Consider the following 25,367-nt stretch of genomic DNA (forward strand, 5'->3'; position numbering starts at 1 on the left):
GCTGGTCCTGCCTCGGCGCGTCATCGGTTTGCGTGCGTCCATCCGAAAAATATGAAGAAAAAACCTAATCTGATTTGTCGCGCACGACCAAGCATATTCTCGTTATCGGTGCGTGTTGCCGGGTGAAGGATCCCGCGGAAAACGGCCCACGTCGCCTAGACCCGATGATAGGGGTGGCCGGAGAGAATGGTGACGGCGCGGTAAAGCTGCTCGGCGATCAGAATACGCACGAGCTGGTGCGGCCAGGTCATCTTTCCAAGGTTGAGCACCGCATCGGCGCGGGCGTGAAGGCTCGGGTCGAGGCCGTCGGCGCCGCCGATCGCAATCATCAGGTCGCGCTTGCCGCTGTCGCGGAACGTACCGAGGAGCGATGCAAAGCCTTCGGAATCGAGCGCCTTGCCACGTTCGTCGAGAAGCACGAGCAGGCTGCCTTCGGCAAGCGCCTTCTCAAGCTGGGAGGCTTCTTCCCGCTTGCGCGTGTCGGCATTCGACGCACGGCTTTCGTTGACTTCGACGACGCGGGAAAGTTCCAGACCGATCGCCGGACCGGCCTTGGAAAAGCGATCGAGATAACGGGCCGCGAGATCCTTTTCCGGCCCCGCCTTGAGGCGGCCGACTGCGAAAAGTCCGATACGCATGACCTTACCCGTCCTCGCTTGCGCTGCAACGCACACTGCATAGTTCCTGAAATCGGATCGATTCAAGGAGAATCTTATGCCGCGTCCATGGAGCCTTGCAGCGTCGTTCGCGCCTGGTCCGGATAACGAGCCCAAAAGGTTACGATCAGTCGCAACAAACTTCCGGCTGACAACGCCGCGAGCGGCGCCAGCCCTTCAAATTCATGCATGACCGCATCTCGGCTCGTCCGGCACTCAGCTGCGCGGCGACCCGGTCGGTCTCAATGCAAGGTGCCGTCCTCGATCTCAGGAGCCGCCCACATCCTCTCGATGTTGTAGAACTCCCGGATCTCCGGCCGGAAGATGTGAACGATCACATCGCCGGTGTCGATCAGCACCCAGTCACCGCCTTCCAGACCTTCGACACGGGCATTGCCAAAGCCCCCGTCTTTCAGGTCGGTCGTCAGGTGATCGGCAATGGCCATCACATGCCTCGTCGATCGCCCGGAGACAACGACCATGAAGTCTCCCAGCGCCGATTTTCCGGCAATGTTGATGCTGACGATATCTTCTGCCTTCGAGTCCTCTAGGCTTTCGAGGACCAGTTGAAGCGCACGGACAGCGGCTTCGTCGCTAGATCCCGTGCTGCGCGGGAACGCGGAGACCGCATATCCCTTGGCGTGTGCTGTTGTCAGGGTCTTTCCTTTCCACATGAACAGAACAGGCACTATCGATTCGAACAAAGATCGAACCGTTAGTGAATGTAGGCATCAAACCGTAGCGGTTTCAAGACAGGAGAAGTGAATCATGGGAATTCACGTAGGCTTCGCCGCCCGAAGCGCGGTCGAGCTCATCGATGAGCGCGGCCCATGGATGAAGGTCCAGGCGGGGGCTGCGTGATAGGCCAGACGGCGGGCGTCGTCCTCGTCGATGCGGGCATAGTCGAAGGTCCTGGCCATGCGCGAGGAGAGATAGGCGAGCGTCGAGCCCGGCCGGTCGATGACGGCGATCGGGAAGGTGCGGGCGATCTTCTGCCAGTTCTGCCAGCGGTGAATGCTCTTCAGGTTGTCGGCGCCCATGATCCAGACGAAGCGGATATCGCGGTTGCGGGCGCGCACCGTCTCCAGCGTGCGGGCGGTGTAGCTTTGGCCTAGTGCCTGTTCGAAGGCGGTCACCTTGATGCGCGGGTTGGGTGCGATCTTCTCGCTCAAGGCGATGCGGTCGGCGAGCGGCGCCAGGTTGTTGTGGTCTTTCAGCGGATTGCCGGGGGTCACCATCCACCAGAGCTGGTCGAGCCCCAACCGCTGGATCGCCGTATCGGCAACGAGCACATGGCCCTCGTGCGGCGGATTGAACGATCCACCGAAGAGGCCGACCACCATGCCGCTCTCGACATGGGGCATGCGCAGGTAGCGGGCGTTGACCTTGCCCGCGGTCACTTCAGGGCCTGACCTGTCCAGCACCACGCACCCGATACTTGAAGGAGGTCAGTTGCTCGACACCGACTGGTCCGCGCGCGTGCATCTTGCCCGTCGCGATGCCGATCTCGCCGCCCATGCCGAACTCGCCCCCATCGGCAAACTGGGTCGAGGCGTTGTGCAAGAGGATCGCGGAATCGATCTCCGAGAAGAAACGCTCGACCACCGCAGCATCCTCGGCGATGACGGCCTCCGTATGGGCCGACGACCAGGTGGCGATGTGCTCGATGGCGCCCGAGATGCCGTCGACCAGCTTCACCGAGATGATGGCGTCGAGGTATTCCGTTGCCCAGTCTTCGTCGGTCGCGGCCTTTAGGCCGTCGATAGTGCCTGCGAGCTCATCCGACACACGCACTTCGCAGCCGGTCGCAAGTAGGGCGCTCAACAGTGGCTTGACCAGCCGCTCGGCGTCGTTGCGGTCGATCAGCAGCGTTTCGGCCGCGCCACAGATGCCGGTGCGGCGCATCTTGGCGTTGACGACGATCTTTTCCGCCATGGCAAGGTCGGCCGAAGCGTCGACATAGATGTGGCAGAGACCTTCGAGATGAGCAAAGACCGGCACGCGCGCTTCATTCTGGACGCGGGCAACCAGGCTCTTTCCGCCGCGTGGCACGATGACGTCGATTGCGCCGCCAAGACCAGCAAGCATGGCGCCGACGGCGGCGCGGTCGGCGACCGGCACCATCTGGATCGCGTGCTCGGGCAGGCCCGCGGCCCTGAGGCCCTCGACGAGGCAGGCGTGGATGGCGCCCGAGGAATGGAAACTGTCGGAGCCGCCGCGCAGGATCACGGCATTGCCGGCCTTGAGGCAGAGCGCGCCGGCGTCTGCCGTCACGTTGGGCCGGCTTTCATAGATGACGCCGATGACGCCGAGCGGGGTGCGCACGCGCTCGATGTGTAGGCCGTTCGGCCGGTCCCATTCGGCAATCACGTCGCCGACCGGGTCCTTGAACTCGGCGATGGCGCGGATGCCGTTCGCCATGTCGCGGATGCGGCCTTCGGTGAGCGTCAGGCGGTCGATGAAGGCGCTGGCGACGCCGGTCTCGCGGGCGTTTTCCAGGTCGATCGCGTTCGCGGCGAGAATCTCGTCCATGCGCGCGACGATCGCATCAGCCATGGCGATGAGGGCGGCGTGCTTGCGTTCGGCGCTGGCGACAGCAAGCGGTCGGCTGGCGGCCTTGGCCCTGCGGCCGATTTCCAGCATGACGCTCTCGACGTCGTCCTTGTTCTTCACCTCGTCAAGCATGGACCTCATCCTTCCGGCTGCCCCCTTCTTGGGCGCGTTTTCCGGTCATCACCATATCGTCGCGATGCACCATGGCGGCGCGGCCGGCATAGCCGAGGATCGCGGCGATCTCGGCCGATTTCTTGCCGGCGATCTGGCGCGCCTCGTCGGCGTCGTAGCCGGCAAGCCCTCGGGCGATCTCGCGGCCCGATGTGCCGAGAATAGCGATGGTATCGCCGCGGCTGAAGCTGCCGGTGACGTCGCGAACGCCGGCCGGCAGCAGGCTCTTGCCAGAGCGCAACGCCTCTTCGGCACCGGCGTCGACACTGAGTGTTCCGGCGGGCAGCAATTGCCCGGCAATCCAGGTCTTGCGCGCGGTCACCGGTGAACCCGAGGGGGCAAACCAGGAGGAGCGGGCGCCTTCTTCGATTGCTGCAAGCGGATGGTTGGGCTTGCCGGAGGCGATGATCATGGCGCAGCCGGCGGTCGTCGCGATCTTGCCGGCATCGATCTTGGTGCGCATGCCGCCGCGCGAAAGCTCGGACGCGGCACCACCGGCCATGGCCTCGATTTCCGGCGTGATCTCGGCAATCGTTTCGAGGAAGCGGGCATTCGGGTCGAGATGCGGCGGGGCGGTATAGAGCCCGTCGATATCGGAGAGCAGCACCAGGAGGTCGGCGCCGACCATGGTGGCGACGCGGGCGGCGAGGCGATCATTGTCGCCATAGCGGATTTCGGTCGTTGCGACCGTGTCGTTCTCGTTGATGATCGGCACGGCACCGAGCTTCAGCAGCTGGTTGATGGTGGCGCGGGCATTGAGATAACGGCGGCGCTCCTCGGTGTCGCCGAGCGTCAGCAGGACCTGGCCAGCGACGATCGCATCGGTCGAGAGGCTCTCCGACCAGGCGCGCGCCAGCGCGATCTGGCCGACGGCGGCGGCCGCCTGGCTTTCTTCCAGTTTGAGCGCGCCCGCCGGCACGTTGAGCACCGTGCGGCCAAGCGCGATCGCGCCCGATGAGACGACCAGCACTTCGACGCCGTTAGCCTTGAGATTGGCGACATCGGTGCACATCGCGTCGAGCCAGGCTTTTTTCAACCCGGTGGCGCGGTCGACCAGCAATGCCGACCCGATCTTGATGACGACCCGGCGATACTTCAAAAGCGGCTTGCGGGTCTTGGTCATCTTAGAGGTTCTCCTCGCCGAAGCCTTCGCCGGCCTTGGCGGCGACGATGACGCTGCGCAGCGCCCTCAGCGCCTCGGTCATGCCCTTGCCGACTGCGGCGGAAAGCAGAAGGGGCTGTTCGCCACAGGCCTTTGCCAGCGCCTTGGCCTTCACCTTCAATTCGTCCTCGTCGAGCACGTCGATCTGCGACAGCGCGACGATCTGCGGCTTATCCTCGAGGCCGCCGCCATAGGCTTCGAGCTCGTACTTCACCGTCTTATAGGCCTTGGCGACATCTTCTTCCTGGGCGGAAACCAGATGCAGCAGAACGCGGGTGCGCTCGACATGGCCGAGGAAGCGGTCGCCGATGCCCACACCCTCATGCGCGCCTTCGATCAGACCCGGGATATCGGCGATGATGAACTCGTTGCCGTCGATGGTCGCGACGCCGAGATTGGGATGGAGCGTCGTGAACGGGTAGTTGGCGATCTTCGGACGCGCACGGGTGCAGGCGGCGAGGAAGGTCGACTTGCCGGCGTTAGGCAGGCCGACGAGGCCGGCGTCGGCGATCAGCTTCAGCCGCAGCCAGAGGGTCTTCTCATCGCCTTCGAGGCCTGGATTGGCCCAGTTCGGCGCCTGGTTGGTGGACGACTTGAAGCGGGCGTTGCCGAAGCCGCCATTGCCGCCGGCGGCCAGCCGGTAGCGCTGGCCCTCGGCCACCATGTCGACGATCAGCGTCTCGTTGTCTTCCTCGAAGATCTGGGTGCCGACCGGCACCTTCAGCGTCACGTCGTCGCCACCGGCGCCGGTGCGGTTGCGGCCCATGCCGTGCTGGCCGGTCTTGGCCTTGAAGTGCTGCTGGTAGCGGAAGTCGATCAGGGTGTTGAGACCGTTGACGGCCTCCACCCAGACATCGCCGCCGCGACCGCCATCGCCGCCGTCCGGTCCGCCGAACTCGATGAACTTCTCGCGCCGGAACGAGACGGCGCCTGCGCCGCCGTCGCCGGAGCGGATATAGACTTTCGTTTCGTCGAGAAATTTCATTGGGCTGCCATCTGTTCGGTGTAGGTGCGCGGTCTTAATTTGCCGCCATCGATATAGGCGGTTTATTCGGAGGTCAAAGAATATCGTGCGGTTCGTCAGCTACAACATCCAATACGGTATCGGTCTCGACGGCCGCTTCGACCCCGAACGCATCGCGGCCTCGGTCGGGGACGCCGACATCATTGCGTTGCAGGAAGTAACGCGCGGTTTTCATCGCAACGATCACGTCGATCTCGTCGCCCGCTTCGAAAAGTTGTTCCCGGGTCATTTCGCGGCCTTTCACGCGCCCTGCGATATCGACGTCGGCTCGACGATCGAAGATGGCCGCGCCGTCAGCCGCCGCTTCCAGTTCGGCAACATGATCCTGTCGCGCTGGCCGATCCTTGCGACGCGGCTGATCCCCCTGCCACGCACCCGCACGATCAGCCCGATGAACCTGCAGCGCGGTGCGACCGAAGCGTTGATCGCGACGCCCGGCGGTCCGCTCCGGGTCTATTCCGTGCATCTCGATCATGTGCTTCCCGCCGAGCGCATCGCCCAGATCCGCTACCTGAAGGACCGGTTGCTCGGCTATCCGCTCGAAGGTGGCGCGATCACCGGGGCGGTCGATTTCGGCCTTGCCGAGCCGCCGCATCCGGAGGACTTCGTCGTCATGGGCGATTTCAACATGGAGCCGGAGACGCCGGAATATTGTGCCATGGTGGGTGCGCGCGATGCCTACTATGGCCGTTCGCTGCGGCTTGAGAATCCGGTCGACGTGCTTGCCCATCTCGGTCGACTGACGCCGGAAAGCTATAGCTGGATTCATCCCGAAAACCCCGAAAAACGCATGCACCTCGACTATTGTTTCTTAAGCGCCGGCCTCGTTCCGCGGTTGACGGACGCCTGGACGGAATATGACGCCAAGGGCTCCGATCACCTGCCAGTCGGCTTCACGCTTTCATGAAAAATCCCCCGCAAAGGCGAGCTTCGCGGGGGATGTCGTTCAATGCGGTCGGTGCAGATCGGCAGCGGTCAGCCGGGTTTCGATATGCGCGACCATGGCGTTGCGGGCGAGCGCATAGACCTGGGTGCAGCCGGTGATCTGAAAGCCGATCTTTTCCTGCACCTTCAGCGAGCCCGGATTGTCGGCAAAGACGCCGGAATGCAGCATCGTTTCCGGCATGCGGCGGAAGAAGCGCTCGACCGCGGCATAGACCGCCTCGGAGGCAAAACCCTTGCCCCAGTAGAAGCGGTTCAGCCAGTAGCCGACATGCCATTGGCCATGGCGGAGCTCGATGCCGACGCAACCGATATGCACGTCGTCGCCAGTGGTGACGGCGAATGTCCAGTCGGGCGTCAGGCCTGAGGTCTGCGCCGTCAGCCAGTCGAGCGCGTCCTGCAGGTCGTAGGGCGCCGGAACGCGCGCAAGCATGCGCGCCACCTGGAAATCGCCGAGCGACTGGGCGATCGCCTCGGCGTCATTTCGCCGGTGCGGGCGCAGGACAAGACGCTTCGTCTCGATGACCGGGCAGGGCCCGGGACCGGGGCGGGCGACGACCCGCTGGCGTTCGGAAACGAGCGCGTTCATCGCATGCCTCCCCAGCTTCTCAAGGAGACCCAGGTCTTGCGGTCGAGCCGGTACCATTCGACAGCGATCGAGCCGCCGAGCGCCAGGCTGCCGACCATGCCGCTTCCCTGGAACTGGAAGCCGCACTTCTGGATGACCCGGCGGGATGCGAGGTTCATGACCCGGCAGCGCGCATCGATCTGGTCGATATCGCGGGTGCGGAAGGCCATGTCGGTCAGGACCTGGGCCGCCTCGGTGGCATAGCCCTGGTTCCAGTATGGTTCGCCCAGCCAATAGCCAAGTTCCGCCGTCTTGCCGTCGGGATGCGGCTCGATACCGCAGCAACCGAGAAATGCGCCATTGTCCGCCTTGGTAATCGCGTAGACGCACTTGCCAATCGTGCCGGCTTTCGCGCGTCGCACGAAGTCGGCGGCATCGGCCGTCGTATACGGGTGCGGCATGCGCGAGACCATGGTCGCGACATTGGCATTGTTGGCAAGATGGGCAAGGGCGTCGATATCGTCTTCATGGGGCGCGCGCAGAACGAGCCGGGGTGACAACAATATCGGGCAATCGGTCCTTGACCGTTGGGGCCTCAGCCTCTGCTCGGGAGACCGGGATTGGTCTTCCCTCAACAACTCGGTTTGCATGGTTTCCTCCAGAAACGAAAAAGGGGAGTTGGGTATTGCCCCATCTCCCCTTTGAAGTCTGGCTTGGAACCATCAGGTGCGTCAGCCGGGTCGATGAGACGCCGGCTGTTTTAGAGCGCTACCGGCTTATTCCGCTGCTTCGGCTTTCGGCATTACAGACACGTACACGCGGCCATTGGCCTTCGTACGGAAGTCCACGTTGCCGGCCGTAAGTGCAAAAATCGTGTGGTCCTTACCGAGGCCGACATTGGCGCCCGGATGCCACTTCGTGCCGCGCTGGCGCACGATGATGTTGCCTGCAACGACGTTTTCGCCGCCGAACTTCTTCACGCCAAGGCGCTTGGACTCAGAATCGCGACCGTTACGCGACGAACCGCCAGCTTTTTTGTGTGCCATTGGTGTTCTCCTTTAAACCTTAGATCCCTGAACTCAGTTTGCAGCGGCTTCAGCGGCGGCTTCGGTCTTTTTCGAAGCCTTCTTCGCCTTGCCACCAGCAGCAGCGATGTCCAGGATGCGGACGGTCGTCTGGTGCTGGCGGTGACCGCGCGAACGCTTGGAGTTCTGGCGGCGACGCTTCTTGAAGGCGATGACCTTCTTGGCGCGGCCCTGTTCCACAACTTCAGCGCTGACAACGGCGCCTTCGACAAACGGAGCACCGATGGTTGCATCGGCGCCAACGCCGACCATCAGGATCTCGGTGAATTCGATCTTGTCGCCTGCAACGCCTTCCAGCTTTTCGATGGTGAGGACGTCGTTGGCGGCCACGCGGTACTGCTTACCGCCGGTCTTGATGACTGCGAACATTTTTTATCCTTTCATGTTCGATCCGGCTCTCTGCCCGAGGACAAGGCCGTCTTTTTGTCAGTCGACAGTTGAGTGGAATGCCCAAAAGGATATCCACCGGTGAAAGGGCGCAAATCACACCCGATGCGGAATGGCCAGGCCACACCACTTCATTGCGCGGATTACAAGGAATCGCGCGTGTGTGTCAAGGCGAAAGCAACGGGGCCGTTACATATTCTTCAAACAGGCCCTTGCCAGCACCCGAATCTGCCGCTATGAACCCGACCGCGCTAACCAAGCGCCGACCAGCAAAGCGGAGAGGTGGCTGAGTGGTCGAAAGCACCGCACTCGAAATGCGGCGTACGGGCAACCGTACCGTGGGTTCGAATCCCACCCTCTCCGCCATATTTTCTTCGACTCAATCGTCGCAATCATGCCGCAGTTCGTCAAACGGCCAGAGATGGCGGCGCGAATCTCGTAGTTCCGTCAAAGGCCCGTTGCACGACGTGACCTGCTCCGGCAGGGCCTGCGTCAGGCGACTTTCAGAGCTGCCGATATTTCCGACAAGGTAGCTTTCTCCGCGTCGCTCACCGCAACGCCGCCAAAGCCCATGAAGCCACCTTCCTTGGCGGCCTCTGCCACCCGTTGGCTGATCTGGTACAGCCATGCGGCAAATGCCCCGGCGTCGCCGGGCGCCTTGGTCTCGACGGTGGTTCGGGCCTGCCGCAGCGTTTCAATGCAACGAGTCTTCATTTCTTGGGGCTTGGCACCTTTGAGTTTTGCCTGCAGGCCGTCGCGGGCGGCGGTCCGTCCTTCCGAGGTTTCGAAGTCGGCGACAAGCGCTTTGACAAGGGGATTTGCGGCATCCGATTTTGCCTGCAGAAGCGCGCTGCTATTGGCGATGCCCTCCTTCAGCATACCCCAGAGGCCGCTCGGCTCTGCCGCCGTCACGGCAATGCCGGCCATCATCACGCTCTCCAAGAGCAGCGTCCATTCTTCCGAGGTGAATGTCGATTTGTCAGCCATGGCTGATCCTCCTTCGTTCGATTTTGTCGATGACAATTGCCGCCAGTCCGCGCAGCGCGCAAAAGGCCGGCGGTCTCTCTCTCTCTCTCTCTCTCTCTCTCTCTCTCTCTCTCTAGCCGCTCTGTCAGGCCGACAGGCCGGCGAGCTTGGCCTTCAATGCGTCGATCGTCGGCTTTAGGATGTCTGAAACGCCGGGGATGGCCAACACCTTGTCGAACAGCCCGTTGAGCGTCGGCATCATCGGCCCGACCAGTGCCGAAAGGGCTGCCTTTTGCTCGGCAGACAGTTGCCCGGCCGTGCTGCTTACCTTGTCGAACCCGCCTGAGATCTCCTCCAGGCCATTGGCTTTTCCTCCACGTTGATGTCGTCGGACATCGACAGCACTCATGGAGCGGTCGCCCGACGGCGCGGCAATTGGCTGCAAACAATTCGCGTTTATCTGATTATCGTCTGCGAGACCGGTTCGTCTGGAACCCTCGGCGCGAAAATATTAGCACTTGTGGGTGTATTTGCCCAGTTCACGGCAACTTGCGGAAACGGCGGCGCTCGGGGCAAGCAACACGCGCCACGGTGCGCCCGCATTTTGACCGACCCATGGCCTGTCGCCAAAAAGGGAGCGAGGCGGGCGGACGTTCTCCAGCTCGTAGGCCGGATTTCCCGGTCGGAGCGGCAGCGTCGGTGACTGCTCACAGTCGGATCCCCGGCCCCACAAGGGGTCAGGGATCTTGTCAGTCTTGCCTTACTTCTTCGGTGCTTTCTCCGCAGGTGCCGGGGCCTGTAGGTCGCCGAGCAGCGAGGAAATGGCGTTTTCGCCGTTGAAGCCGGCCTCCTTCAGCAGCTGGTCGAGGACCGGTTTGTTGGCCTGATAGGCGAGTAGCTGGCCCGCAAGGCCGTCGCCGAGGCCGATGCCGTTCTTGGCGCCTTCGCCGCCTGCACCGCGGCCGAGCATGCCGCCGGTGTCGAAGATGCGGATGTCGGAGATCTTCTCGATCGGCTTGACCGCTTCAGCCAGCGCTTCGGGAATGATGCGGATGCGCTCGCGTAGGATCTCGAACTCGATGATGGCGGAGCTCAGCTTGTTGCGGGCTTCGTTGAGCAGGGCCTCGCTTTCGGCCGCGGCCTTGCCGGTTTCGAGCACGCCCTTGGCCTTGATGATGGCCGCTTCGGCTTCGGCGGTGGCGAGCGTCTTGATCGCATCGGCCTGGTCGAGGGCCGCCTGCTTTTCGGCTTCGGCGCCAACGGTCACGGCCGTTGCTTCGGTTTCGGCGTTCTTGCGGGCGTCGATGACGGCGATCTGGCGTTCGCGTTCGGCGATTTCCACGGCCTTTGCGGTTTCGACCTTTTCTTCTGCGGCAATCGCTAGGGCACGGGCGTTTTCGGCCTTGGCCTTGGCTTCCGATTCCTCGCGGCTCTTGTTGGCGACGGCGATGGCGCTTTCCTGAGAGACGATCTGCAGATCGCGCTTGGCTTCCGTGTCGCGCTGCTGGACAGACCGGGTCGCGTCGATGTTGGCGCTTTCACGAACCTGCTTGGCGGTCGCCTCGCGCTCGGCAATCGCCTGTTCGGTGGCAATGCGGGCTTCTTCTTCCGCGCGCTTGGCGGCCTGCTCCTGCTGCGCGGTTTCGGCCCGGGTGGCGGCCGACTTGTTGGCGATGTCGCGCTCCTGGTTCAGTTCCGCCTCGCGCTTGGTGCGCTCGATCGCCAGCGACTGCTGGCGGGCTTCCAGGTCCTTCTGGGCGATGGCGACTTCGGTGTCGCGGACGATCTCGTTGCGCTCCTTCTTGCGGCCCTCGGTGATGCGGGTCAGCGCCGCCAGGCCATGGGCGTCGAAGAAGTTGTTGGCGTTGAAATGCTTGATATCCGTCTGGTCGAGGCGGGTCAGCGAAACGGATTCGAGCTCGAGACCGTTCGACTGCAGGTCGGCGCCGACCGCCTCCTGCACCGCCTTGACGAAATCCATGCGCTGCTCCTGCAGCGCGTCGAGGCTCATGGTGGCGGCAACCGAGCGCAGGCCGTCGACGAACTTCGCCTCGATCAGCACGCGCAGTTGCTCCGCGTCATTGGTGCGGTCGCCGAGCGTCTGGGCCGCAAGCGCGATCGAGGAGGCATCGGGTTTGACGCGGACATAGAATTCCGCGCCGATATCGACGCGCATACGATCCTTGGTGATCAGCGCGTCGCCTTCGCCGCGGCGGACCTCGAGGCGGAGCGTTTTCAAGTTGACGCGGGCGATCGAGTGGAAGATCGGCAGCACGATGGAGCCTCCGTCGAGGACCACCTTCTGGCCGCCGAGGCCGGTGCGCACATAGGCTTCATCGCGGCTCGAGCGGGTATAGAGCGATGCAAGAACAAAGCCGATGCCGAGGATCAGGACGATGCCGATGCCGGCCGGCACCAAGAGTTCGTAAAACATGGTTGCTCCGATGAGGAAGGATTAAGGGTTTGGCGGCGTCAGCAGGTCCGACGGCGCGGATATCGCAATAAAAATGTCTGATGCGCGATCAACGATCAGCACCTGCGCGCCGATGGCGATCGGCTGCTCGTTGCGGGCGGCCCGCGCGCGCAGTACGTGCCAGTTGCCGTGGCGATCCTTGAGGCGGATGCGTCCCGGCAGGCCCTGGTCCAGCGGACCGACAGTGACTTCGCCGCTGCGGCCGACGAAATCGCCGAGGTCGACGACATAGCTTTCGTCACGCGGGACGATCTTCGCCACCCACCGGCTCGACGCGCGAACTGCGGGTAGCGAGAAGGCGAGCGCCGGCAGGGCCGCGGCAAGCGCCGGCAGCGGCGCCCACAGGGCTCCTGCCACCGCCTGAATGACAAACCCGGACATGGCGAAGAGGCCGAGGAAAAGCATCAGCAGAACAAGCAGCGGCACGCCGCCGACATTGAACCAGGACATCAGTCCGCCCAGCGCGTTGTGGTCGTCCAGCCAGGCCTTGTCGATCGCCTCGCCCAGCGAAAAGCCGAGCAGCAGGCAGAGGATCTCGATGCCGGTGAAGGCGGCCAGCATCACCGCCGCAACCGCGAATGGCAGGGATTCCGGGGCGAGGAAAAACAGCATGGGCGTCAGTGCTGCCTTGCCTTGAGCGCGGCCAGCCTCGCCTCGATCGCCCGGTCGCGATGCAGGCGGTCGAGTTCGTCCAGCTCGGCGCTGCTTCCTTGTTCTCCACCCGGCACGCCCGTAGCGCGGGAGACGGCGGCGGCGGCGCGGGCCGCGCCTTCCACCGGGCTCGGCTTGGCCAGGCTGGATGCCTTGCTCTCGGGGAACTGGGCGATGCTGCGCTTGAGATCGGCGAGCCGCGCTTCGGCTTCGCGGCGGGTGGCGAGGACCGCCTGGAGCGCCTGCTGGCCCTCTTCGAGATCGGTGCGGGCGCCGGCCAGCGCCTTGTCCAGAGCGGCAAGCTGCGATTCCAGATCGATCTGGCGTGCGACGCCGGCCTTGGCGAGGTCCTCTCGGGCGGCGGAGATCGCGGTCCGGATCTTTTCGTCCAGTTTCGTGAGATCAGCGCCGATTTCGTCGCGGCGGCTGAGGATGCGGTATTCCTCGGCACGCGCCTGTCCGATATCGACCCGGGCTTCTTCGGCGGCGGCGTCGATTTCGCGGAGCGCCTGTTCGACGATCACGATCTTGTTGCTGCCTTCCGCCTTGTCGACGGCGGCATTGGCGAGACCGGCGATCAAGCGGCCCATGCGCGATAGGATGCCTTCATTCGTCATCATTTTCTTCTCCGTTCGGTCGGAATGCGTGGTGACGCCGATGTGGATCTGATAGCCGCCGTCTTGTGCAACGAGCTGGGCGGCGAAGATATTCAAGGTGCCGGGCGAATAGCCGGCGACATCGTAGGGGATGGCGACGCGACCGCGCACGGTGGCGACGGTCAGATCCGACGGACCCTTGATTGCAAAAAGCTTGTCGTCCAGCGGCAGCCTTTCGGCGTTGGCCGCCTGTCCCCGGTTCGCCGCGAAGTCGCGCAGTCCGAGCGTGACCATCCGTGCCGGAAGCCCCGTACGCTCGCGGACCGTTTCGTAGGCAAGCTCGTGCAGGGTTACGAGGTTGGCCCCCGCCTTTTCACCGGCCAGTTCATCGAGCATTGCGAGCATATTGGCGTAGGCGACGAAGGTTTCCTCCAGCGCGTGTCTGGCCTCCTCGTCAGGCGCGAGGTCGTAGCACAAGATCGACGTGTGGTTGCTCTGAGCCATGAGTAATTACATAAAGCACCGCTTTTGTGCTTTCAAGGATCGGCTCAGTTTTAGGTTGTAATTTTCTTACATTGAACGCGGCCACGACCGTTGCGCTCGAAAAGCGGGTCGGGACCGGCGGAGGAGGGTGACGCCGGAGGTGCGAAATCGCCCGGCGGACTCAATCCGCTGCGTTGTTGCGGAGCCAGGTTTCCAGCGCGGCGATGACGGACAGTCGCAGGCTTGCGCCCTTGGACAAAGCGCGGGTGAGGGACATGTCGTCGCCTGCAAAACCCATCTCGGCCATGATGTCGTTCGCGCGCATCCGGCGGCGGTTCATGATGGTGCGGATTTCGGCGATCGTTTCAGGAAGGAGATAGCGACCGCTGGCAATCGCCGCGGCTTGGTGCGCCACGAGCGGCGGATCGTTTTCTGCTTGTGCGGAGGCCATTTCCACGGCGCCATTGCTGCTCAGCCACTTCAGGAAAGTCTCACGCTCGGCGGGGCTTGCCTTGGTCCAGGAATTCTTGAGTTTGTCGAGGCGGGTGCGCTCGTCCTTGAGCCCTGCCGCAACAAGCGCCTTGCGCAGCGATGGGATGCGGCCGGCCAGCAGGTCCGCATGAATATCAGGGAAATCGAGCTTCAGGCGCTGCACGTCAACGGTTTCGTCGCGCTTGATTTTTTTCGACATGCTCGTTCCCGCGTCGTTCGTCCGCGACATGCTCTAGCGCGCTCGCGCGCCGGGCGCGAGCGAAATAGGTCGCTATCCTCTATCCTTTGGAGGTCGATCCCGTTAGGGAGCACATGAGTATAACGCGCAGCTGCGTGCAGAGTGCCCTTCCTCGCACATCATGCGTCCAGCTTTACGCAAGTCCCTTTGCCTATCGTCACCTCAATGGCCGGGATGTGACACGGCGAATGAAGGACAATGATATGTCAAACGATATCGAGCATTACCGCGACCCATCCGATTCGATGGTTGCCCTCTATCTCGCGAACAATGACGGCGACGAACTGACCGATGTCCTGGTCGCCGCGCTTGAAGATGCGTTCCGCATCCTCCGCGACGAGATCTCCGGCGAAACGATGCATTGAGCGGAGCGTGTCTCCTCCACGAAGTATTCTTGGAACGTAATCCACCATCGGTTGCGAATCGAATCATGGATATCCTATTCTGGCCGGGTTCCAATCGGCGACGCGTCGGATTTCGGGAGAGTTCGCGGCCGCTTATCGCCAGCGCTAGGGGAGGCGTATGAGCATGACATTTTCTATCTGGCATATGGTCATGGCGCTGCTGATCATCGGCGTACCCGTCTGGCTGATCCTTCGGGCCTTGAAACGCTCACGCTAAAGCGCGCCGCGATCAATTCTGCTTCATCGCATATCGCTGTCGCAAAATCGGCGCGCACTTCACTCGGCATGCTTGGCGCATCAAGGCGCGAGCGATCGGCCGTAGAGAACAGGGCGTTGCGGGGTCCGATTTCGACGGGATTCGTGCCCGCTCGATGTCCTTATCGACAGCGACTGCTGAACCGGCCTGTTTACAGGCCGGTGTTTCATTCGATGACCATCGGGCGACGCTCAATTTTCCTGAAGCAGCGCCTCGGCCGAAAGGGCTGAGGCCAGTACGGTCGCATCGGTTCCGTTTCGCCCAACCAGCATCAGTCCGGCCGGCCGCACGAGACCCGGCATCGGCAGGGTGATGGCGTTGAGATCGAACTGGTTGGCAACCTGGCAATTGCGTAGGAGCAGTCCCTCGACGCGGTTGTATTCCGCCACGTCCGTTTCGACGCTGGCGATCGGCACGGCGGCGATCGGTGTCGTCGGCAGTGCGATGAGATCGAAGGGCGAAAGCCGCTCGTCCATGGCGGCGGCGAGTGCGCGCCGAGTTTCCAACAGGGCCGAGATGGCTGCATCCGGTACGGTGAGGCGGCGGCGAAGCGGGAGCTTGACCCTGTCATCGACGGGAGCACCATCGTCATTTAGCCAGCCGGCATGGATGCGGCTTGCTTCCAGGCCGGCGATCGAGCCGATTCGCGTTGCTTCGGCAAGCCGCTCAATCAAGTCATCGAGTGTACAGTCGACGATCTCGGCGCCCGCCTTGGCCAGCCGGTCGAGGCTTGCGGCAAAGGCATTGGCGATTTCGGGCGAGAGCTCTTCGAGCAGCCTTCCCCGGGGAATACCGATGCGAAGTCCTGCAATCGGGCGGGCGACAGGCGGTATCGGTTGCTCACCGGCCATCACGGCGTCTGTTATCGCGCAATCGGCAACGGTTCGGGCGAGCGGCCCGAGCGAATCGAGGCTCGGCGACAGCGGAAAGGAACCATCGAGCGGAACGCGGCTGGCCGTCGGTTTGAAGCCGACGATGCCGTTGAGCGCTGCGGGGATTCGTATCGAGCCGCCGGTGTCGGAACCGATGGCGATGTCGCAGGTGCCTTCGGCCGCCGAAACCCCGGCACCGGAAGACGAGCCGCCGGGGATGAGCCGCTGGTCGGTGGCGTTTCCGGGCACCGGATAGTGCGGGTTGAGGCCGACCGCGGTGAAGGCGAACTCGGTCATGTGGGTCTTGCCGATGATTACGGCACCCGCGGCGCGCAGCCGCTGGACGACGAGCGCGTCTCTTTGGGCCGGTGCCGCATCGCGACGGATGATGGAACCGGCAAGCGTTTGCTCGCCCGCCACGTCGAAGAGATCCTTGATCGAAACGATCTTGCCGTCGAGCGCACCAAGGCTCGCGCCGCCTTGCCGCCGGCGGTCGGCGGCATCAGCTTCCGCGCGGGCACGTTCCGCATAGAGGCGCACGAAGGCTTTTTCTTCGTGCCGGCGATCGTTGAGCCGGCTCAGGATCTGTTCCAGTCGATCGCGGGCGGGCGTGTTGGCAAAGTGAGACACGATGATGACCTGTCGATTTCGGTGTCGCCGCGCGGCGGCATGAGGCGGGATCATTGCCCGGATTCGCGAAAGCTGCCGAGCTATCTACTTTGATAGCAGCATTGGCAGCGAAAGCCATTGCTCCGATGCAGAGCGAAGTGCCCCTACCTTCACTGAACTGTCGCCAAACCGTTCAAATAGTTTCATGCCGTTGTTACGCCGCTGACATCGGTATGACCAAAGGTCCGGTACGCGCGGTCGCGCTGCCGAATCGGAGGTCTGTTTGGCCGATATCCTCAAGACGCTTTCCCGGCGTTCTTTTCTGCTTTCCGCTGGTGCCGCGGGCTTCGTGGCTTCGTCCGGTCTTGCGACACCCTTCTATGCGAGAGGCTACGGCCGGCCGGAGTTCATACATGGCGTGCAATCGGGCGATGTCGATACGTCCTCCGGCATGATCTGGACGCGGGTGGATCGACCGTCGAAGGTGTCGGTCGAGTATTCGACCACCGAGAGCTTCTCCAATCCGGTTCGCCTTGCCGATCTCACAGCGACGCCGCAGACGGATTGTGCGATCAAGTGTTCGCTCGACGGATTGCTGCCGGACCAGGACATCTTCTACCGGTTCACCGCCACCGATCTTTATGATGTCAACCGGGTCTCCGAACCGGTCACCGGCCGGTTTCGCACAGCACCCTTGCGCAAGCGCTCGGTCCGCTTCGTCTGGTCCGGCGATACCGCCGGCCAGGGCTGGGGAATCGATGATGTCGGCATGAAGACCTATTCGACCATGCGGCTGCATGAGCCGGATTTTTTCATCCATTCCGGCGATACGATCTATGCCGACAATCCTATTCCTGACGAGATCCAGCTGCGCGACGGCGGCGTCTGGAAGAACCGGGTGGTGACCCATGAAAAGCGTGACGTGGCGCGAACGCTCGAGGAATATCGCGGGCAATGGAAATACAATCTGCTCGACGATCATGTGCGGCAGCTGAATGCCGTCTGTCCCACCTTTTATCAATGGGACGATCATGAGGTCTTGAACAACTGGTCGGCTTCGACCGACCTTCGCGACGATGCCCGCTATCCGGAAAAGGACGTCGCCGTCTACGCGGAACGGGCAGCCCGCGCGTTCCACGAGATGACGCCGATACGCAACGTCGCGACGCAGCCCGGCCGCATCTTCCGCAAGGTCGGCTATGGGCCGCTGCTAGATGTGTTCTTCGTCGACCTGCGCTCCTATCGCGGCGCCAACCAGGGCGAAGACGGCGGCGGCGCGCTGTTCGGCTGGCGGCAGGCGGATTGGCTGAAGCGCGAGCTTGCCGCTTCGCGCGCGGTCTGGAAGGTGATTGCCTGCGACATGCCGATCGGGCTCGTGGTCTGGGACGACTACACGAATAAGCGCGGCTCCGACGCCATCGCCAATGGCGACAACGGCCTACCTTCGGGGCGCGAGCCGGAGTTTGCCGATCTCCTGCGCTTCATCCGCGACAACGGCATCGACAACCTCGTCTGGCTGACGGCGGACGTACATTATACCGCCGCGCATCACTACGATCCCACGCGTGCCGCGTTCAAGGAATTCACGCCTTTCTGGGAGTTCGTGTCGGGGCCGCTTCATTCCGGCACCTATGGGCCGAAGGAACTCGACATGACCTTCGGGCCGGAGGTCCGCTTCATCAAGGCGTCGGGCGGCGGCATCGACAGTAACCTGCCGCCATCGGCCGGCTTACAGTTCTTCGGCATCGTCGATATCAACGGTCAGACGCAGCAGATGACCGTGCGGCTGATGGACCGGCAGGACCAGGAACTGTGGCGCGTGACGCTCGATCCGGCCGCGATTGCATGACGAATCTGGTCGCGGCCAACAGCTTTCCAAACCCCTCACGCGAGACCCCTGGCGGTTGCAAACCCATGGCCTACCGGCATTTGACCGCGGCACTGATGCGCGCGCCCCCTTTCGCAATCGCAAAAAAACCTGTATGAGCGCGACCATTGAAAAAGCGGCGTGGCCCATCGGGGCTTGCCCTGAACCTCCGAGACGAAAAATGAGCATTCGTAACATCGCGATTATCGCGCACGTTGACCATGGGAAAACGACCCTTGTTGACGAGCTCCTGAAGCAGTCGGGCTCGTTCCGCGAAAACCAGCGCGTTGCCGAACGCGTCATGGACTCCAACGACATCGAAAAAGAGCGCGGCATCACCATTCTCGCCAAGGCGACCTCGGTCGAGTGGAAGGGCGTGCGCATCAACATCGTCGACACCCCCGGCCACGCCGACTTCGGCGGTGAAGTCGAGCGCATCCTGTCGATGGTGGACGGTGCCATCGTTCTCGTCGACGCTTCCGAAGGTCCGATGCCGCAGACGAAGTTCGTCGTCGGCAAGGCGCTGAAGGTCGGCCTGAAGCCGATCGTCGCGATCAACAAGATCGACCGTCCGGACGGTCGCCACGAAGAAGTCATCAACGAAGTCTTCGACCTCTTTGCCAACCTCGACGCCTCCGACGAGCAGCTCGACTTCCCGATCCTCTACGGTTCGGGCCGCGATGGCTGGATGAACGTCAACCCGGAAGGTCCGAAGGACCAGGGCATGGCGCCGCTTCTCGACCTCGTGCTGCAGCACGTACCGGAGCCGACGGTTGCCGAAGGCCCGTTCCGCATGATCGGCACGATTCTCGAAGCCAACCCCTTCCTTGGCCGCATCATCACCGGCCGCGTTTATTCCGGCTCCGTCAAGCCGAACCAGGCCGTCAAGGTTCTCGGCCAGGATGGCAAGCTGCTTGAAACCGGCCGTATCTCCAAGATCCTCGCCTTCCGCGGCATCGAGCGTCAGCCGATCGAAGAAGCACAGGCGGGCGACATCGTCGCGATCGCCGGCCTGACCAAGGGCACCGTCGCCGACACCTTCTGCGATCCGTCGGTCACGGAAGCGCTGACGGCACAGCCGATCGACCCGCCGACCGTTACCATGTCGTTCATCGTCAACGACAGCCCGCTTGCCGGCACCGAAGGCGACAAGGTCACGAGCCGCGTCATCCGCGACCGTCTGTTCAAGGAAGCCGAAGGCAACGTTGCGCTGAAGATCGAGGAATCTTCGGAAAAGGATTCGTTCTTCGTCTCCGGTCGCGGCGAATTGCAGCTCGCGGTTCTGATCGAAACCATGCGCCGCGAAGGCTTCGAGCTTGCCGTGTCGCGTCCGCGCGTCGTCATGCACAAGGACGACAATGGCCAGCTGCTCGAGCCGATCGAGGAAGTCGTCATCGACGTTGACGAGGAGCACTCCGGCGTCGTCGTTCAGAAGATGTCGGAGCGCAAGGCCGAGATGGTCGAACTGCGTCCGTCCGGCGGCAACCGCGTCCGTCTGGTGTTCTTCGCTCCGACCCGCGGCCTCATCGGTTACCAGTCGGAACTACTGACCGACACGCGCGGCACGGCGATCATGAACCGCCTGTTCCACGCCTACCAGCCTTACAAGGGCGAGATCGGTGGTCGCGTCAACGGCGTTCTCCTGTCGAACGATGCCGGTGAATCGGTTGCCTATGCGATGTTCAACCTGGAAGACCGCGGCCCGATGATCATCGAGGCCGGCGAGAAGGTCTATGCCGGCATGATCATCGGCATCCACACCCGCGACAACGATCTGGAAGTGAACGTTCTCAAGGGCAAGAAGCTCACCAACATGCGCGCTGCCGGCAAGGACGAAGCTGTTCGCCTGACGCCGCCGATCCGCATGACGCTGGAGCGCGCGCTCTCCTGGATCCAGGACGACGAACTCGTCGAAGTCACGCCGAAGTCGATCCGTCTGCGCAAGCTGCATCTCGACCCGAACGATCGCAAGCGCTTCGAGAAGGCCCGCACCGCCGGCGCGGCTTAAGCTTCTGACATTACCGAGCCTGAAAAAACCCCGGAGCGATCCGGGGTTTTTTGCTGTGTGTGCCACGGATGGGCGACTTGCGGATAAAGTTAAAAAGGCGTTAACCTTCCATAGGGTGCCGTTAAAGTTGCCTGTGGGTTAACGCTGGCCGGCAACCGGGCGGGATTCCTGTTCGCCTTGTGTGCGTTTAGAGTCGCGAGTCATGAAGACTGTTTCGATAGAGATTCGGCCCGGAGAGCCGCAGGAAGCGTCGGCAATTGCCGGTGTGCACCGCGTTTCGTGGCTGCAAGCCTATGGCGGTCTCATCCCCCACCGTCCCCTGGTTCAGATGGTCAACCGCCGCGACGAGGTCTGGTGGCGCAAGGCGACACGCGGGCCTGCTACGCTGCTCGTCGTCGACGTGGCCGGAACCATTGCCGGCTACGCCACGCTCGGCCTCAGCCGCGCCAAGGCCCTGCCGCAGGAAGGCGAGATCTACGAGATCTATCTCCGGCCGGAATATCAGGGCATCGGTCTCGGGCGCATTCTCTTCGGCGAAGCCAAGAGCCTGCTGCGTTCGCTCGGCTGCCGCGGCCTCGTCGTCTGGTGCCTCGAGGATAGTGAGCACGCCTACCAGTTCTTCCAGGGCGCCGGTGGCACGGACATCGCCGAAGGCATGGAAGATTTCGGCGACAAGCATCTGAAGAAGGTCGGCTTCGCCTGGAACTAGAGCATCCCGCTCTCAAGTGGAATCACTGGAGGCGGAAAGATGCTCTAGAATCAAAGTGCTAGAGCATCCTTTGTGCGTTCATTTGAACGCACGTCGCTCTAGGCTTTCCCGCTTCCGGTTGAGATCAGCCGCTATTCCGGCAGTTCGTTGCGTGGTGCGCTTGCCTTGTCGCCTTGCGTGCCATGGTAGACCGCCTTGTCGACGCCACAGCGGAAGGTCGGCGCCACCTCGTCGGCGATCTTGCGGGCGAGCGCGTTGGGATCGGGATTGGCGAGCGCATCGACATAGCCGGCGACGCAGCCCTTGCCGTCGTCCTTCTGGGCTACCGTGGAGACGACGAGAACCTGCCCTTCAAGCGCAGGTGCCGATGCTCCCGTCGCCGGGTCGGGGTTCTCGATGAACCAGCGCAGGATCGTCGCGACCGGGGTGCCGCCTTTGACGATGCGCCATTCCACTGTGGCGCCGGCGTGGTTGAAGGGGATGAAGGTTTCGAACGCCTCGTTGCGGTAGCGCTCGTTGAGGTGACCGAAGGAGAAGCTCTGGCGGATATCCATCTCCTTGAAATGAGCCGGATAATCGCCATGGCCCGGGCAGGTCATCAGGGAGTACCTGCCCGGCTCCTCTTTAATCGTCTTGCACTTTTCGCGGCTGACGTTGACATAGACGCTCTCATTGGCCACCGCGGGTCCGGCGGACAACAGGACCAGCGACAGGCATGCAACCTTTCCGTTCATCGTGAACTCCCTCGAACGAGATTTTGACGATCATGCGGGTCGTTCGGTGATGACAAAACGACCGGTTGAATCTGCATTTCGGACGAAAGTTATGTTGCATCGCGGCATGTTTCCCTTTATCCGACGGGGCAAACTTCTCAAACTGACCCTGGAGTAGATCCATGCGCATCGACGCGATTTCCATCGGAAAGAATCCACCAGAAGATGTCAACGTCATCGTTGAAGTTCCCGTCGGCGGCCATCCGATCAAGTACGAGATGGACAAGGAAGCCGGCACGCTGGTCGTCGACCGCTTCCTCTACACGCCGATGACCTATCCGGGTAACTACGGCTTTGTGCCGCACACGCTCTCGGACGACGGCGATCCGATCGACGTTCTGATCTGCAACACCCGCCCTCTCGTTCCGGGCTGCGTCATCAATGTCCGCCCGATCGGCGTGATGATGATGGAAGACAATTCCGGCCAGGACGAAAAGATCATCGCGGTTCCGTCGGCTCACCTGACGCAGCGCTACGACAAGGTGCACGAATACACCGACCTGCCGGAAATCACGCTCAAGCAGATCGAGCACTTCTTCGAGCACTACAAGGATCTGGAGCCCGGCAAGTGGGTGAAGATTTTTGGTTGGAAGGATGCTTCCGTCGCAAGGCAGCTGATCAAGGAAGCCGTCGAGCGCGCCAAGGGCGCCAAGTAAGTTTACTTGCCGACCAACTGTGCAAGTCGCTCTATCAAATCCTCCGGGTCGCCATCGATCCGGAGGATTTTTTTGCGCTGCGTTTCGCCTGAGATGAGGGAAAGCTTGCTCTTGGCAAGCCCGAGCTTCTTCGAAAGAAAGGCAATCAGCGCCTGGTTGGCCTTGCCTTTTTCCGGAACCGCGCTGACGCGCACTTTCAAATGTTCTTCCCCGTCGGCAGCCGCTTCCAAGCCATCAATGGCATCGCGGCCGCCGTTCGGCGTCAAGCGTACCGTCAGGCGAACGTGGTCGCCATGCGCGGTGAAGGCCGGATTGGCCATCGTCAGCCAAGCAGCGCCTGCGCGACCGTCGTGTTCAGGAAGAGCTGGATGAAATAGAGGATCACCAGCACCACCAGGGGCGACAGGTCCACGCCGCCCATGTCGGGCAGCACGCGGCGGATCGGGCGATAGAGCGGCTCCGTCAGCTGATAGAGCGAGCGGCCGATCATGTTGATCGCCTGGTTGTTCACGTTGATGACGTTGAACGCGTAGAGCCAGGAAAAGATGGCCGACGCGATAACCAGAAACCACGCGATGTTGATGATGAAGTTCAAGGTGCCGATGACAGCAAGCATGCCGGTCTCCAAATCGTTATTGACAGACATGTAGACATTGAGACCTAAACGAGCAAGTACGCCGGTTTATCGGGCGCGATCATGTTTAACATGGGACCGCACGATAACCGAGCCTCAGCAGGAGCCCCTTCCGCATGTCCGCCGTTCATGCCTCGCATCGTTTTGCCGCCTTTCGGCATGTCGGCTATCGCCGCTATTTCTTCTCGCGCTTCCTGGCGTACTTCGCGATCCAGATCATTTCGGTCGCCGTCGGCTGGCAGATCTATGACCTTACGCGTGACCCGTTCGATCTCGGCCTGATCGGCCTCTTCCAGTTTCTGCCGTCACTGGTGCTGATCCTCGTCACTGGCGCGGCTGCAGACCGCTACAACCGGCGCATGATCATGGGGATCTGCATGGTCATCAGCACGCTCTGCGCGACGGCATTGCTGCTGCTGACGGTATCCGGATTGTTTTCGCCCTGGCCGGTCTATGCAATCCTAGTCGTCTTCGGCATCGAACGCGCCTTCCTGGCGCCCGCGTCCCAGTCACTGGCGCCCAACCTTGTGCCGCCCGAAGACCTACCCAATGCGATCGCCTGGAATTCCACGTCCTGGCAGACGGCGATGATCGTCGGCCCCGTTGCCGGCGGCTTGATCTATGCGCTCGGCGCCGTCGTTCCCTATGCCGTCGGCGTCTGCTTCTTCCTGGCATCCGCGCTCATGGTCTTTGCCATCCCGAGGCCCGCGACCCGCACGCAAGCCTCCGCCCAGAGCTGGGAGACGATCACCGCCGGTTTCCGCTACATCAAGGCCGAAAAGGTGGTTCTGGGCGCGATATCGCTCGATCTCTTCGCGGTCCTGCTCGGCGGTGCGGTGGCGCTGATGCCGGTCTTTGCCCGCGACATCCTCGATCTCGGTCCCTGGGGTCTCGGCCTCTTGCGCGCCGCTCCGGGTATCGGTGCCGTCAGTATGGCGGTCTGGCTCGCGGCGCATCCGATCCGCCACCGTGCCGGTTTCTACATGTTCACCGGTGTCGCACTCTTCGGGCTCGGTACCGTTGTCTTCGGTCTTTCGGCGACGCCCTGGATATCGATCGCCGCGCTCATCGTCATGGGCGCTGCCGATATGATCTCGGTTTATGTGCGCGAAATCCTGATCACGCTCTGGACGCCGGACGAGCTGCGCGGCCGGGTCAACGCCGTCAACATGGTGTTCATCGGCGCGTCGAACGAGCTTGGCGAGTTCCGTGCCGGCATGATGGCATCCGGCTTCGGCGCCGTCTTTGCGGTGGTCTTCGGCGGCATGGGCACGCTGCTCGTGTCCGGGCTCTGGGCGCTCGGCTTCCCGCAACTGCGCAAGATCGACACGCTCGACGTGCCCGACCACCACAAGTAAGGGCGCACGCCCCAGGGGGGCTCCTATGGGGTCTTACGGTCTTCCTGGAATTGCTTCCGGCCGCTCATCGCGCAGGAAGATCAGTTCCAGGAAGTTTTCCATCCAGGTGCGCAGTGGACCGTCATGCTGCATGCGGCCATCGAGATGCGCCTTGCCCACCTGGGCACCGGGCATCTCGAAGCGGTGCGCGCCGTGCACGACCCAGCGGTGCATCATCGCGCGTGTCAGCTCGCCGTGGAACTGAATGCCCCAGGCATTGTCGCCATAGCGGAAGGCTTGGTTGGGGTAGGTGTTACCGGTTGCGAGCAGCTCGGCTCCGGCAGGTAGGTCGAAACCCTCGCGGTGGAAATGGTAAACCATATCAGGCCAATCCATCAGCGCCTTGCCGGCATCGGTTGCGATCAGCGGATACCAGCCGATCTCGGTCATGCCCTCGTGATGCGGCGCCACGGAGCCGCCGAGATTGCGCGCCAGCATCTGCGCGCCGAGGCAGATGCCGAGATAGGGCTTGTTCTCCTTGAGCGGCACGGACAGCCAGTCGATCTCGCGGCGGACAAACTCTTCCTCGTCATTGGCGCTCATCGGACCGCCAAAAATGATCGTGCCGCTATGATGCTCCAGGGTCGGCGGCAGGTCATCGCCAAGGGCCGGCCGGCGGATGTCGAGCCGAAAGCCCTTCTGCTCCAGAATCTGGCCGACACGGCCGGCACTCGACCGCTCCTGATGCAGGATGATCAAGACTGGTTTTCGCGCGCTTGTGTCCGGCATCGGCAT

28 protein-coding genes and 1 tRNA gene are annotated in these 25,367 nt (G+C 62.6%); 8 read left to right on the plus strand and 21 right to left on the minus strand.

The features are described from left to right. Nucleotides 1-155 precede the first annotated feature (155 nt). From rlmH to obgE, 6 genes are all read right to left on the minus strand, one after another. Nucleotides 156-638, minus strand: coding sequence for a 23S rRNA (pseudouridine(1915)-N(3))-methyltransferase RlmH (gene rlmH, locus ACTJKE_RS03430; protein WP_057254962.1), 483 nt, complete (start codon nt 636-638; stop codon nt 156-158). A gap of 260 nt (nt 639-898) precedes the next feature. After that, nucleotides 899-1,330: a ribosome silencing factor gene (gene rsfS, locus ACTJKE_RS03435; protein ID WP_057254963.1), complete on the minus strand. Its 432-nt coding sequence runs from the start codon at nt 1,328-1,330 to the stop codon at nt 899-901. A gap of 102 nt (nt 1,331-1,432) precedes the next feature. Beyond that, nucleotides 1,433-2,020, minus strand: coding sequence for a nicotinate-nucleotide adenylyltransferase (locus ACTJKE_RS03440; RefSeq protein ID WP_112995716.1), 588 nt, complete (start codon nt 2,018-2,020; stop codon nt 1,433-1,435). 37 nt (nt 2,021-2,057) lie between these two features. Next, nucleotides 2,058-3,341: a glutamate-5-semialdehyde dehydrogenase gene (locus ACTJKE_RS03445; RefSeq protein ID WP_112995676.1), complete on the minus strand. Its 1,284-nt coding sequence runs from the start codon at nt 3,339-3,341 to the stop codon at nt 2,058-2,060. Further along, the gene (gene proB, locus ACTJKE_RS03450; protein ID WP_058325720.1) at nt 3,334-4,503 is read right to left on the minus strand and encodes a glutamate 5-kinase; all 1,170 of its coding nucleotides are present in this window, start codon (nt 4,501-4,503) and stop codon (nt 3,334-3,336) included. Before proB ends, ACTJKE_RS03445 begins: the two co-directional genes overlap by 8 nt. A 1-nt stretch (nt 4,504) precedes the next feature. Further along, nucleotides 4,505-5,527: a GTPase ObgE gene (gene obgE, locus ACTJKE_RS03455; RefSeq protein WP_057254966.1), complete on the minus strand. Its 1,023-nt coding sequence runs from the start codon at nt 5,525-5,527 to the stop codon at nt 4,505-4,507. 85 nt (nt 5,528-5,612) lie between these two features. Here obgE and ACTJKE_RS03460 point away from each other — a divergent pair, with 85 nt between their 5' ends. Next, a complete protein-coding gene (locus tag ACTJKE_RS03460) occupies nt 5,613-6,473 on the plus strand; it encodes an endonuclease/exonuclease/phosphatase family protein (protein ID WP_112995677.1) in 861 nt (286 codons plus the stop codon). Between the two features lie 39 nt (nt 6,474-6,512). Here ACTJKE_RS03460 and ACTJKE_RS03465 read toward each other — a convergent pair whose 3' ends face one another. The 4 genes from ACTJKE_RS03465 to rplU form a co-directional block, all read right to left on the minus strand. Next, nucleotides 6,513-7,097, minus strand: a complete 585-nt coding sequence (locus tag ACTJKE_RS03465) for a GNAT family N-acetyltransferase (RefSeq protein ID WP_093233098.1) — start codon at nt 7,095-7,097, stop codon at nt 6,513-6,515. Further along, nucleotides 7,094-7,726 carry a GNAT family N-acetyltransferase gene (locus ACTJKE_RS03470; protein ID WP_034802649.1) on the minus strand — a complete coding sequence of 211 codons (633 nt, stop codon included), beginning with the start codon at nt 7,724-7,726 and terminating at the stop codon, nt 7,094-7,096. The genes ACTJKE_RS03465 and ACTJKE_RS03470 overlap by 4 nt, the downstream gene beginning before the upstream one ends. 126 nt (nt 7,727-7,852) lie before the next feature. After that, complete coding sequence (gene rpmA, locus ACTJKE_RS03475) at nt 7,853-8,122, minus strand: 50S ribosomal protein L27 (protein WP_037470908.1); 270 nt, start codon at nt 8,120-8,122, stop codon at nt 7,853-7,855. A gap of 33 nt (nt 8,123-8,155) precedes the next feature. Continuing rightward, on the minus strand, nt 8,156-8,530 hold the full coding sequence (rplU, locus tag ACTJKE_RS03480; RefSeq protein WP_057254969.1) for a 50S ribosomal protein L21: 375 nt from the start codon (nt 8,528-8,530) through the stop codon (nt 8,156-8,158). A 294-nt stretch (nt 8,531-8,824) separates the two neighbouring features. Here rplU and ACTJKE_RS03485 point away from each other — a divergent pair. Then, nucleotides 8,825-8,914: transfer RNA gene (locus ACTJKE_RS03485), tRNA-Ser, on the plus strand. Nucleotides 8,915-9,040: 126 nt separating this feature from the next. Here the strand turns inward: ACTJKE_RS03485 and ACTJKE_RS03490 are convergent. The 6 genes from ACTJKE_RS03490 to ACTJKE_RS03515 form a co-directional block, all read right to left on the minus strand. Next, a complete protein-coding gene (locus tag ACTJKE_RS03490) occupies nt 9,041-9,478 on the minus strand; it encodes a hypothetical protein (RefSeq protein ID WP_309239058.1) in 438 nt (145 codons plus the stop codon). Between the two features lie 181 nt (nt 9,479-9,659). After that, entirely contained in the window at nt 9,660-9,923 is a 264-nt protein-coding gene (locus ACTJKE_RS03495) for a hypothetical protein (protein WP_058325717.1), read from the minus strand. Between the two features lie 351 nt (nt 9,924-10,274). Next, nucleotides 10,275-11,948, minus strand: a complete 1,674-nt coding sequence (locus tag ACTJKE_RS03500; protein WP_113132356.1) for a flotillin family protein — start codon at nt 11,946-11,948, stop codon at nt 10,275-10,277. Between the two features lie 21 nt (nt 11,949-11,969). After that, nucleotides 11,970-12,599: an OB-fold-containig protein gene (locus ACTJKE_RS03505; RefSeq protein ID WP_112995680.1), complete on the minus strand. Its 630-nt coding sequence runs from the start codon at nt 12,597-12,599 to the stop codon at nt 11,970-11,972. A 5-nt stretch (nt 12,600-12,604) separates the two neighbouring features. Beyond that, complete coding sequence (locus ACTJKE_RS03510) at nt 12,605-13,738, minus strand: PspA/IM30 family protein (RefSeq protein WP_112995681.1); 1,134 nt, start codon at nt 13,736-13,738, stop codon at nt 12,605-12,607. Nucleotides 13,739-13,898: 160 nt separating this feature from the next. Beyond that, nucleotides 13,899-14,408: a hypothetical protein gene (locus ACTJKE_RS03515; protein WP_113132357.1), complete on the minus strand. Its 510-nt coding sequence runs from the start codon at nt 14,406-14,408 to the stop codon at nt 13,899-13,901. Between the two features lie 242 nt (nt 14,409-14,650). On the opposite strand from ACTJKE_RS03515, the gene ACTJKE_RS03520 reads away from it, so the two are divergent. After that, nucleotides 14,651-14,812, plus strand: a complete 162-nt coding sequence (locus ACTJKE_RS03520; protein WP_192495158.1) for a hypothetical protein — start codon at nt 14,651-14,653, stop codon at nt 14,810-14,812. A 486-nt stretch (nt 14,813-15,298) separates the two neighbouring features. On the opposite strand, the gene ACTJKE_RS03525 is transcribed toward ACTJKE_RS03520, so the two are convergent. Continuing rightward, nucleotides 15,299-16,609, minus strand: a complete 1,311-nt coding sequence (locus ACTJKE_RS03525) for an amidase (protein WP_058325751.1) — start codon at nt 16,607-16,609, stop codon at nt 15,299-15,301. A gap of 262 nt (nt 16,610-16,871) precedes the next feature. On the opposite strand from ACTJKE_RS03525, the gene ACTJKE_RS03530 reads away from it, so the two are divergent. The 3 genes from ACTJKE_RS03530 to ACTJKE_RS03540 all read left to right on the plus strand — a co-directional run bounded on the left by ACTJKE_RS03530 (nt 16,872) and on the right by ACTJKE_RS03540 (nt 21,172). Continuing rightward, the gene (locus tag ACTJKE_RS03530; protein WP_112995683.1) at nt 16,872-18,437 is read left to right on the plus strand and encodes an alkaline phosphatase D family protein; all 1,566 of its coding nucleotides are present in this window, start codon (nt 16,872-16,874) and stop codon (nt 18,435-18,437) included. Between the two features lie 199 nt (nt 18,438-18,636). Further along, nucleotides 18,637-20,463 carry a translational GTPase TypA gene (gene typA, locus ACTJKE_RS03535; RefSeq protein WP_058325711.1) on the plus strand — a complete coding sequence of 609 codons (1,827 nt, stop codon included), beginning with the start codon at nt 18,637-18,639 and terminating at the stop codon, nt 20,461-20,463. A 202-nt stretch (nt 20,464-20,665) separates the two neighbouring features. Next, nucleotides 20,666-21,172, plus strand: a complete 507-nt coding sequence (locus tag ACTJKE_RS03540; protein WP_440691182.1) for an N-acetyltransferase family protein — start codon at nt 20,666-20,668, stop codon at nt 21,170-21,172. Between the two features lie 131 nt (nt 21,173-21,303). On the opposite strand, the gene ACTJKE_RS03545 is transcribed toward ACTJKE_RS03540, so the two are convergent. After that, nucleotides 21,304-21,906: a hypothetical protein gene (locus ACTJKE_RS03545; RefSeq protein WP_057254978.1), complete on the minus strand. Its 603-nt coding sequence runs from the start codon at nt 21,904-21,906 to the stop codon at nt 21,304-21,306. Nucleotides 21,907-22,067: 161 nt separating this feature from the next. Here ACTJKE_RS03545 and ppa point away from each other — a divergent pair, with 161 nt between their 5' ends. Next, entirely contained in the window at nt 22,068-22,601 is a 534-nt protein-coding gene (gene ppa, locus ACTJKE_RS03550; protein WP_057254979.1) for an inorganic diphosphatase, read from the plus strand. Nucleotides 22,602-22,603: 2 nt separating this feature from the next. Here ppa and ACTJKE_RS03555 read toward each other — a convergent pair whose 3' ends face one another. Further along, nucleotides 22,604-22,921 (minus strand): DUF167 domain-containing protein, encoded by a 318-nt coding sequence (locus ACTJKE_RS03555; RefSeq protein ID WP_057254980.1) that lies wholly within the window; start codon nt 22,919-22,921, stop codon nt 22,604-22,606. 2 nt (nt 22,922-22,923) lie between these two features. Further along, on the minus strand, nt 22,924-23,217 hold the full coding sequence (locus ACTJKE_RS03560; RefSeq protein WP_093233116.1) for a YggT family protein: 294 nt from the start codon (nt 23,215-23,217) through the stop codon (nt 22,924-22,926). Between the two features lie 134 nt (nt 23,218-23,351). On the opposite strand from ACTJKE_RS03560, the gene ACTJKE_RS03565 reads away from it, so the two are divergent. Continuing rightward, nucleotides 23,352-24,593: an MFS transporter gene (locus ACTJKE_RS03565; protein WP_058325708.1), complete on the plus strand. Its 1,242-nt coding sequence runs from the start codon at nt 23,352-23,354 to the stop codon at nt 24,591-24,593. A 33-nt stretch (nt 24,594-24,626) separates the two neighbouring features. Here the strand turns inward: ACTJKE_RS03565 and ACTJKE_RS03570 are convergent, their stop codons facing one another. Then, nucleotides 24,627-25,367, minus strand: coding sequence for a glutamine amidotransferase (locus tag ACTJKE_RS03570; protein ID WP_058321716.1), 741 nt, complete (start codon nt 25,365-25,367; stop codon nt 24,627-24,629).

Origin of the sequence: Ensifer sp. 22521 (genome assembly GCF_052044795.1) — a bacterium.
GTDB lineage: Bacteria > Pseudomonadota > Alphaproteobacteria > Rhizobiales > Rhizobiaceae > Ensifer.

Bases quoted from the DNA above. Each gene is read 5' to 3' on its own strand.
- ACTJKE_RS03495 (WP_058325717.1), bottom strand. From the start codon at position 9,923: ATGAGTGCTGTCGATGTCCGACGACATCAACGTGGAGGAAAAGCCAAT.
- proB (WP_058325720.1), bottom strand. From the start codon at position 4,503: ATGACCAAGACCCGCAAGCCGCTTTTGAAGTATCGCCGGGTCGTCATC.
- ACTJKE_RS03560 (WP_093233116.1), bottom strand. From the start codon at position 23,217: ATGCTTGCTGTCATCGGCACCTTGAACTTCATCATCAACATCGCGTGG.
- ACTJKE_RS03470 (WP_034802649.1), bottom strand. From the start codon at position 7,726: ATGCAAACCGAGTTGTTGAGGGAAGACCAATCCCGGTCTCCCGAGCAG.
- ACTJKE_RS03440 (WP_112995716.1), bottom strand. From the start codon at position 2,020: ATGCCCCATGTCGAGAGCGGCATGGTGGTCGGCCTCTTCGGTGGATCG.
- ACTJKE_RS03555 (WP_057254980.1), bottom strand. From the start codon at position 22,921: ATGGCCAATCCGGCCTTCACCGCGCATGGCGACCACGTTCGCCTGACG.
- ppa (WP_057254979.1), top strand. From the start codon at position 22,068: ATGCGCATCGACGCGATTTCCATCGGAAAGAATCCACCAGAAGATGTC.
- ACTJKE_RS03445 (WP_112995676.1), bottom strand. From the start codon at position 3,341: ATGCTTGACGAGGTGAAGAACAAGGACGACGTCGAGAGCGTCATGCTG.
- ACTJKE_RS03545 (WP_057254978.1), bottom strand. From the start codon at position 21,906: ATGAACGGAAAGGTTGCATGCCTGTCGCTGGTCCTGTTGTCCGCCGGA.
- obgE (WP_057254966.1), bottom strand. From the start codon at position 5,527: ATGAAATTTCTCGACGAAACGAAAGTCTATATCCGCTCCGGCGACGGC.
- ACTJKE_RS03465 (WP_093233098.1), bottom strand. From the start codon at position 7,097: ATGAACGCGCTCGTTTCCGAACGCCAGCGGGTCGTCGCCCGCCCCGGT.
- ACTJKE_RS03500 (WP_113132356.1), bottom strand. From the start codon at position 11,948: ATGTTTTACGAACTCTTGGTGCCGGCCGGCATCGGCATCGTCCTGATC.
- rpmA (WP_037470908.1), bottom strand. From the start codon at position 8,122: ATGGCACACAAAAAAGCTGGCGGTTCGTCGCGTAACGGTCGCGATTCT.
- ACTJKE_RS03570 (WP_058321716.1), bottom strand. From the start codon at position 25,367: ATGCCGATGCCGGACACAAGCGCGCGAAAACCAGTCTTGATCATCCTG.
- ACTJKE_RS03515 (WP_113132357.1), bottom strand. From the start codon at position 14,408: ATGTCGAAAAAAATCAAGCGCGACGAAACCGTTGACGTGCAGCGCCTG.
- ACTJKE_RS03565 (WP_058325708.1), top strand. From the start codon at position 23,352: ATGTCCGCCGTTCATGCCTCGCATCGTTTTGCCGCCTTTCGGCATGTC.
- rplU (WP_057254969.1), bottom strand. From the start codon at position 8,530: ATGTTCGCAGTCATCAAGACCGGCGGTAAGCAGTACCGCGTGGCCGCC.
- ACTJKE_RS03520 (WP_192495158.1), top strand. From the start codon at position 14,651: ATGTCAAACGATATCGAGCATTACCGCGACCCATCCGATTCGATGGTT.
- rsfS (WP_057254963.1), bottom strand. From the start codon at position 1,330: ATGTGGAAAGGAAAGACCCTGACAACAGCACACGCCAAGGGATATGCG.
- ACTJKE_RS03540 (WP_440691182.1), top strand. From the start codon at position 20,666: ATGAAGACTGTTTCGATAGAGATTCGGCCCGGAGAGCCGCAGGAAGCG.
- ACTJKE_RS03505 (WP_112995680.1), bottom strand. From the start codon at position 12,599: ATGCTGTTTTTCCTCGCCCCGGAATCCCTGCCATTCGCGGTTGCGGCG.
- rlmH (WP_057254962.1), bottom strand. From the start codon at position 638: ATGCGTATCGGACTTTTCGCAGTCGGCCGCCTCAAGGCGGGGCCGGAA.
- ACTJKE_RS03490 (WP_309239058.1), bottom strand. From the start codon at position 9,478: ATGATGGCCGGCATTGCCGTGACGGCGGCAGAGCCGAGCGGCCTCTGG.
- typA (WP_058325711.1), top strand. From the start codon at position 18,637: ATGAGCATTCGTAACATCGCGATTATCGCGCACGTTGACCATGGGAAA.
- ACTJKE_RS03510 (WP_112995681.1), bottom strand. From the start codon at position 13,738: ATGGCTCAGAGCAACCACACGTCGATCTTGTGCTACGACCTCGCGCCT.